Annotated in this window: 4 protein-coding genes and 1 tRNA gene; 3 read left to right on the forward strand and 2 right to left on the reverse strand. The window is 72.3% G+C overall.

All coding sequences use genetic code 11. From position 1 onward, the window contains the following. The first annotated feature begins 125 nt into the window (after nucleotides 1-125). Together ACFU7Y_RS37685 and ACFU7Y_RS37690 are read left to right on the forward strand one after the other, a co-directional pair. Nucleotides 126-857 carry a hypothetical protein gene (locus ACFU7Y_RS37685; RefSeq protein ID WP_224278109.1) on the forward strand — a complete coding sequence of 244 codons (732 nt, stop codon included), beginning with the start codon at nucleotides 126-128 and terminating at the stop codon, nucleotides 855-857. Between the two features lie 945 nt (nucleotides 858-1,802). Beyond that, nucleotides 1,803-2,348, forward strand: a complete 546-nt coding sequence (locus ACFU7Y_RS37690) for a polysaccharide deacetylase family protein (RefSeq protein WP_380771050.1) — start codon at nucleotides 1,803-1,805, stop codon at nucleotides 2,346-2,348. Nucleotides 2,349-2,355: 7 nt separating this feature from the next. On the opposite strand, the gene ACFU7Y_RS37695 is transcribed toward ACFU7Y_RS37690, so the two are convergent. Continuing rightward, on the reverse strand, nucleotides 2,356-3,168 hold the full coding sequence (locus tag ACFU7Y_RS37695) for a hypothetical protein (RefSeq protein WP_224278113.1): 813 nt from the start codon (nucleotides 3,166-3,168) through the stop codon (nucleotides 2,356-2,358). A gap of 193 nt (nucleotides 3,169-3,361) precedes the next feature. Between ACFU7Y_RS37695 and ACFU7Y_RS37700 the strand changes: the two genes are divergently transcribed. After that, nucleotides 3,362-3,432, forward strand: a tRNA-Cys gene (locus ACFU7Y_RS37700). Nucleotides 3,433-3,539: 107 nt separating this feature from the next. On the opposite strand, the gene ACFU7Y_RS37705 is transcribed toward ACFU7Y_RS37700, so the two are convergent. Continuing rightward, complete coding sequence (locus ACFU7Y_RS37705; protein WP_380771051.1) at nucleotides 3,540-6,290, reverse strand: DUF6493 family protein; 2,751 nt, start codon at nucleotides 6,288-6,290, stop codon at nucleotides 3,540-3,542. Between the last annotated feature and the right edge of the window lie 133 nt (nucleotides 6,291-6,423).

The following is a 6,423-nucleotide window of genomic DNA, read 5'->3' on the forward strand; positions in this document are numbered from 1 at the left end:
GGCGGACACCCCCCGTCCCCGGGGGTCAACGTCAAGCCGTCGCCGCATCGGAGGACCATCAGGATCGACTACTCGATCAATAATTAAGTGTCGCCGATCAGTTCGGGACTGCTACCGTCCCGGACGTGGCAAAGCTGAACCAGATCATCGCCGTTGAAAAGGGCGTCAAGTCCAAGTCCTTCCAGGAGCTGACGCAGGCCCACCAGGACCTGCAGAAGCCCGCGCTGCTGGCCGGGATCTCCCGTACCTACCAGCCCAAGGACGAGGAGGGCGAGCAGCTGCCGCCGGAGTCGACCCGTGTGCAGCTGAAGGCCGAGGACATCCTGCGGTCCACCGCGAACACCCTCACCCGGCTCTTCGATGTGACGGCCACCAAGGACTGGGCCAACATCAGCGCCCGCGCCGACGTGGTGGTGGACGGCCAGGTGCTCCTCGCCCAGGTGCCGGTGCCGTACCTGCTCTTCCTGGAGAAGCAGCTCACCGACCTGTTCACCTTCGTGAGGAAGCTCCCGGTGCTGGACGCCTCCGAGTCCTGGAACCTCGACCCTTCCACCGACTCCTGGAAGACCGAGCCGGTGCGCACCATCCGGACCAAGAAGGTGCCGCGCAACCACGTCAAGGCCGAGGCCACCGAGAAGCACCCGGCCCAGGTCGAGGTCTACTACGAGGACATCGCGGTCGGTTACTGGACCACGGTGAAGTTCTCCGGCGCGCTGCCGGCCCGCCGGGTGAACGAGCTCGCCGAGCGCGTGGAGAAGCTCCAGCAGGCAGTCAAGTTCGCCCGCGAGGAGGCCAACGCCGTCGAGGTCACCGACCAACGGGTCGGTGACGCCGTCTTCGGCTACCTGTTCCGGTAGCCTCGTGATCGCCCGCCCGGGGAGCCGGGCGGGCGCACCGAGCGCGCCAGGGACCTGTTCCGGGAGACCGGGCGGGTGCGCTGCGCGGTGCGAAAAGCTGACACTGATGTTGAAGCTGACCAGGGGTCACAGTGGAGGTTCGAACCCTCCCCCCGGCACCACCGGCCGGGGTAGCCCAACCAGGCAGAGGCAGACCCCTTGAATCTCAGACTCCCGCTCCAGTCTCAGCATTCGCCGCCGAACACCGGATCGACCGGGTGCGGACGAATATCGACGAATGCAGGTTCAAGTCCTGTCTGTGCCGCTTCGTGGCACGGTAGTTCAAAGGCAGAACGCGTCGATTTCAATCTGATCCGCAACCCTTAAACGTGCCGGTGTGCGCAATTGGGCGGCAAACAGGGGCCCGGGAGCAGGCTACGCTCCCGGGTCCTCTCGCTTCCCCGATGCGGCCGATTCGGCAGGACCGCAGAAGGATCGCGGGTGTGCGCGACGGCTGCGGTTGCGCCCACCGCCCGGGCAGGCCCAGCGGCCGAACCGGTGCCGGACCGGGCGGTCCCGCACGGCGTGGAAACGTCATCCGAGCTGTTCGGGCCGACCCCCATCAGGCGACTCCCGTTCCTGCATCCGGGTGAAATGGCGCGCAGTCGCCTGGCGCGACCGGAAGCCGGGTCCGACGCTGCCAGAATGCAATCTCCTTGAGGGCCACCTGTACAGGCAGTGCCACCCGGACAGCTGGAGCGGAACATGCGAATCATTCGACCACGCAGTAGCTCGGAAGGAGCGCCCGGCGCAGGTGCGGGACGTCTCCCGTGGACGCTCATGTACCACTCGGTGGCGTCAACGGTCGAGGATCCCTATCTGATTACCGTTGCCCCCGCACGGTTTCGCCGCCAGCTGCGCTGGTTGTCCACTCGCGGGCTGCGCGGGGTGTCGGTGGGGGCCCTGATGCGTTCCCACCGGGACGGCACCGCCGCGGGCATGGTGGGGCTCAGCTTCGATGACGGATACCGCGACTTCGTGGAGGAGGCCATGCCCGCACTGGCGGAGCACGGCTTCACCGCGACGGTCTACGTGGTGGCCGGCCGGCTGGGCGGATACAACGACTGGGACGGGCAGGGCCCGCGCAAGCCGCTGATGACGGCGCGCGAGGTCTGCGAAGCCGCTGCCGCCGGGATGGAGATCGGCTCGCACGGGCTGACGCACCGGCGGCTGGCAGGCCTGGGCGCGCAGGATCTGGCGGCCCAGGTCTCCGACAGCCGCCACGTGCTGGAGGACCTCACGGGCCGGGCGGTCGAGGGGTTCTGCTACCCCTACGGTTCGCTCGACGCCGCCGCGGTCGAGGCGGTGGCGCAAGCCGGCTACGCGTACGCGTGCGCGGTCAGCCCCGGTGCTCACAGCGGGGTGTACGCGCTTCCCCGCTGCTACGTCGGTGACCGGGACGGGCCGCTGCACCTGACCGCGAAGCTGGTCCGTGACCGCTGGCGGCGCTGACGGCCGTTCAGCGCAGTGCGGCGGCGGGTTCGACGTGCAGCCAGGACTCGTGCCAGAGCAGGGCGCACCGGCGGTCGCAGCCGGTGGCGAGCGGTTCGCCGCCGCAGCGCAGGCCGTGGAGGATGAACCAGCGCCCCCCGGTGGGGTGTTGCCACCAGGCGAGGGACCGGTGGCGCAGTTCGGTGGCACCGTGACGGGTGCCGGCGTGGCGCTCCATCCCCGCCTGGAAGGGAACGCCGTGCAGGCGCCCGTCGGGGCCGAGGGTCGCGTGGATCTCCGCGAGGCTGCGCACGGTTGCCCAGAGGGTGACGGGCCGGGCGGCGGGCACCGGCGCGGGGGCGGGCTCCAGCCATTCGTCGCGGAACAGCAGTGCGCAGTCCAGTCCGCAGCCCTGGGTCCCGTCGGCACCGTGGCAGGTGGCACCGGCCAGGGCAACGGTGCCCGACAGGCGCCGCACGCGGTAGTGGTCGTCGATCATGCGGCACACGACGCGTTCGACCTGGTAGACGCCGCCGCAGTACGACCATTGGCTGCCGGTGAACCACAAACCGCGGTGGCGGTCCTTGGCGTCGAGGGTGGCGCGCACCGTGGCCTCGTCCTTCACCCTGACCCAGTCCCCCTCGGCGAAGCGGGAGGGCCGGCCGGGCGCCGGAACGTCGGCTCGGCGCTCACGCAGGCCTTCGCGGGCGATCCGGGCGCGGCGCACGACACCGAGTGGGGGAAGGTCGCGCAGGGGCAGGCTCTTGTACTGGCACCGGTTCGCGGCGCTTCCGCAGCGCAGCTCCGTAGTACGGGTGAACCGTGATTCCTCGACGGCCATGAATGAAATCCCATCGGGTCGGAGATATCGGCACAGGCTAACGCAACCTGGCTTTTTCGCGCCGGCCCCCGGACCTTTCCGACGCCATGTCGAGAGAAATAACACTAAACACACTAAGGACTTCCGGGGTGAACAATCACCACTCCCAGAGAATCCTGGTTCATGTGCGTGTAGCGTTTCCCACCGTTGTCGCGGTGGAGTGGCCGAGTGGCGAGGCGGCGGCTTGCAGAGCCGTTCAGATGGGTTCGATTCCTGTCTCCACCTTTTCCCCTGTCCTCAGGCTTCCCCTGCCGCATCGCGCGTTCGGCTGTCGGGCGCAGCCGCGGCCGCGTACGGCAGAACCGCAGGTGTCGGTATCCGCTCCGGCTCGGTCAGGTCGTGAGGATCCGGATCAGTCGGGCCGATTCCGCCCGGACCCGGCTGGGCGCGGTTGGTGCGGCCAGGCCGGCGAGGGCGGGGAGGGTGGTGCGGATGCCTTCGGCTGCCGCGCACTCGGCGGCGAGTGCGAGGGCGTCCGCCAGTCCGCGCCTGCCGGGCTCGGCGGTGAGGCCGGTGATCACGGCGGTGAGCACCGTCCACACCGTCCGGCCCGCGCCGCTGCGAGCGGCGTCGGCCAGGACGGGCAGGATCCGGTTGGGCGTGGCCGCGGACAGTCGCCAGAGCGCCGCGATCCACTCGCCGAGCGCCTCCGGCCGGAGCCGGCCGCGTGCGGTCAGTGCCAGCAGCGCGTCCAGCGCGGCGGTGCGGTTCTCCGTGCGGGCGGCGGTCAGCCCGTACGCGAGCAGGAGGTGGCTCACCGGGCCGAACTCCCCTGGGAGTTCCGCGATCCGGGGCAGGAGGGGATTGGTTCCACGGGAGCCGGAGGTCGTGTCCGCTTGGAGCACCACGGAGGGGAGGCCGTGTGCGGCGACGGTCTCGGGGTGCCAGGGCGCCAGCCAGGGCAACTGGACGAGTTCGGTGGGCGGCGTCGGCGGCGAGCCAACGAACCGGCCGGTCTCGGTGGGGTCGGGGAGGGTGTGGAGCAGTCCGGTGACGCCCTCGGGTACGGGCGCGGCGGTGACGGCTAGCGGTGCGATGCGCGGGAGTGTGGGCGGGGCCCAGCCGAAGGTGCCGACCCGCTCGGGCAGGTCCGGGGTCTGGATGTGGAACCGACCGGGTACGGGCGGCGCCGTGTCGGGAGGCAGGGCGCAGCCGAGTCCGGCAGCGGCGGCACGGACGGTCGGCAGCGCGCTCGGGGGTGTCCGGAGCAGCGACTGGGCCAGGTCCGCGGGCCAGGGACCGACACCGGCGGTTCGGTACGCCGCGAGCCGCTCGGTGAGCACGGCCGGGTCGATCGTGCCGTCGTCGGCGGTGGGGGTGGCGAGCAGGAGCGGCACCGGCGCGTCGGTGATCCGCGAGGCCGCCTCGTGGACGCGCAGTGCGGGGATCACGGCGGGGGTGCGCATGTGGGCGGGGAGGTCGAGCAGCTCGGCCGCGTGCACGCCGGACTCGTGCGGTCGGCCGGTCAGGGCGTCGAGCAGGCAGCCGAGCGCTCCCCCGGCGCTGCGGGCTTCCCAGAACAGGACCGGGTGCTCGTCGCGGCGTGCGGCGAGCGGGGCGAGAGCGGCCCGCAGGGCGGTCGCGTCGCGGTGGTGTTCCGCGACGAGAGCCGCGAACACCACCTCGAACTCACCGGGGTCGGGCACGCGGTCGGCCAGCACGGCCCCCAACCGCTCCGCGAGGTCGAGCGGGCCGGCGGGTGCGGCCGGCAGTGCGGCGTTCCCCACGTGCGCGGCGGCGATGGGTCCGTCGTGCTGCCGCTCGGCGGCCGGGGCCGGGATGGCGAGCACGCGGCGGGCGTCGGGCTGGAGAGCGGGACCGAGGGCGGTGGCGGCGGCGCGCACGGCCTCGGCGGTGGCGGGGGTGGTGTGGGGCAGGTAGCGGGCGGCGAGGCCCAGGGCGCGTTCCTGGATCGCGGGGGCCGGGTGGGTGAAGGCCGCGGCGACGGCGGGCAGCAGGCAGTCGGCTGCGGCCGGGTCGCGGCGCAGCGCGGCGTCGGCCCGGCTCAGCTGGGCTGTGGCGAGTGCCTTCTCCGGGCGGGCCAGCACCGCGGCCGTGAGGTCGGTGAACAACTCGGCGGGCAGCCGCGCGTCCACGGTTCGCAGCGCCGTCTGGGCGGCCTTCGCCGCGCCCGGCGCGCCGTCGGCGGCCAGCCTGACGTGGTCGCGGGCGCGGGCGAGGACCTCCTCGGCGTCGGGTGCCAGCGCCGCGTACAGGTGGAGGAATCCGCGCAGGTTGCCGGGTCGGTCGCCGCGCAGGAGGCGGCCGAGGCAGAGGTCGATCAGTTCGGCGCGGTCGAGCAGGCCCTCGGTCGCCAGGGCGGTGAGGGCCGTGGGCCACGCGTTGTCCGGTCCGGAGCGGGCGGCGTACGGGTCGGCGAACTCGGTTCCGGTGTTCGGGACTTCGAAGAGCCGTCGGACGAACTCGGCGAGTCGGGGCTGGGCCCGGAGCCAGGAGAGCAGGGTGTCGTGGTGCGGCACCGGCTCGCGCAGGCCTTGGTCGGCGAACCACTCCCCGATCTCGCGGTGGTGGTAGCGCATCAGGCTGCCTTGGCGCATCCAGCCGGTCACGTAGCCGTCGGTGGCGGGCGGTTCGGCGCCGGACCAGACGGTCAGGCCGTGGGCGATGAACCAGCGGGCGCCGTCGCCGCGTGCGGGCAGCCACTCGGCGAGCCGGACCGCGAGTTCGCGGTGGAACGCCGCGTCGCGGTGCGGCCGGAGCAGCGCCAGCAGGAGGGTGTGGGGATCGGGGTTGGTGGAGCCGCCGCCGGGCAGCGGCCAGGTGATGTCGAGGAGGCGGCGGGCGGTCAGCCAGTCGTGGGCCTCGGCCGGGGTGGCGGCGCAGAGGATGCCGGCGAACTGCAGGGCGGCGAGCTGGTCGTACGCGGCGACGTAACGGTGGGTGTCGTCCGAGGAGAGCTCGCGCGCCAGCTCGGTGCGGAGCCTGCGCAACGGCGTGCGCAGGTGGCGCAGTTCGCCGGCGGGCAGCGGGGAGAGCCGGTCGATCACCCCCTGAGGGATCCGGTCGGCGATGAGTGCGCGCACCTCGTCCCAGCTGATCGTCTCGCTCGTACGGTCGGTCACGGTGCCCCTCCACCCGGTTCGGCTGATGATCGGAAACCTAGCGGGGCGCACCGACAGCCCCGCGGGCGGGCTCCGGGGCTCGACATCGCGCGGGTACGGGACGGGACCAGTCGGCCCGGGGACGCACCCCGGG

This window comes from Kitasatospora sp. NPDC057542 (assembly GCF_042801945.1).
Taxonomy (GTDB): domain Bacteria; phylum Actinomycetota; class Actinomycetes; order Streptomycetales; family Streptomycetaceae; genus Kitasatospora.

Excerpts from the sequence above, each read along its gene's own strand:
- ACFU7Y_RS37690 (WP_380771050.1), top strand. The coding sequence starts at position 1,803 with ATGCGTTCCCACCGGGACGGCACCGCCGCGGGCATGGTGGGGCTCAGC.
- ACFU7Y_RS37695 (WP_224278113.1), bottom strand. The coding sequence starts at position 3,168 with ATGGCCGTCGAGGAATCACGGTTCACCCGTACTACGGAGCTGCGCTGC.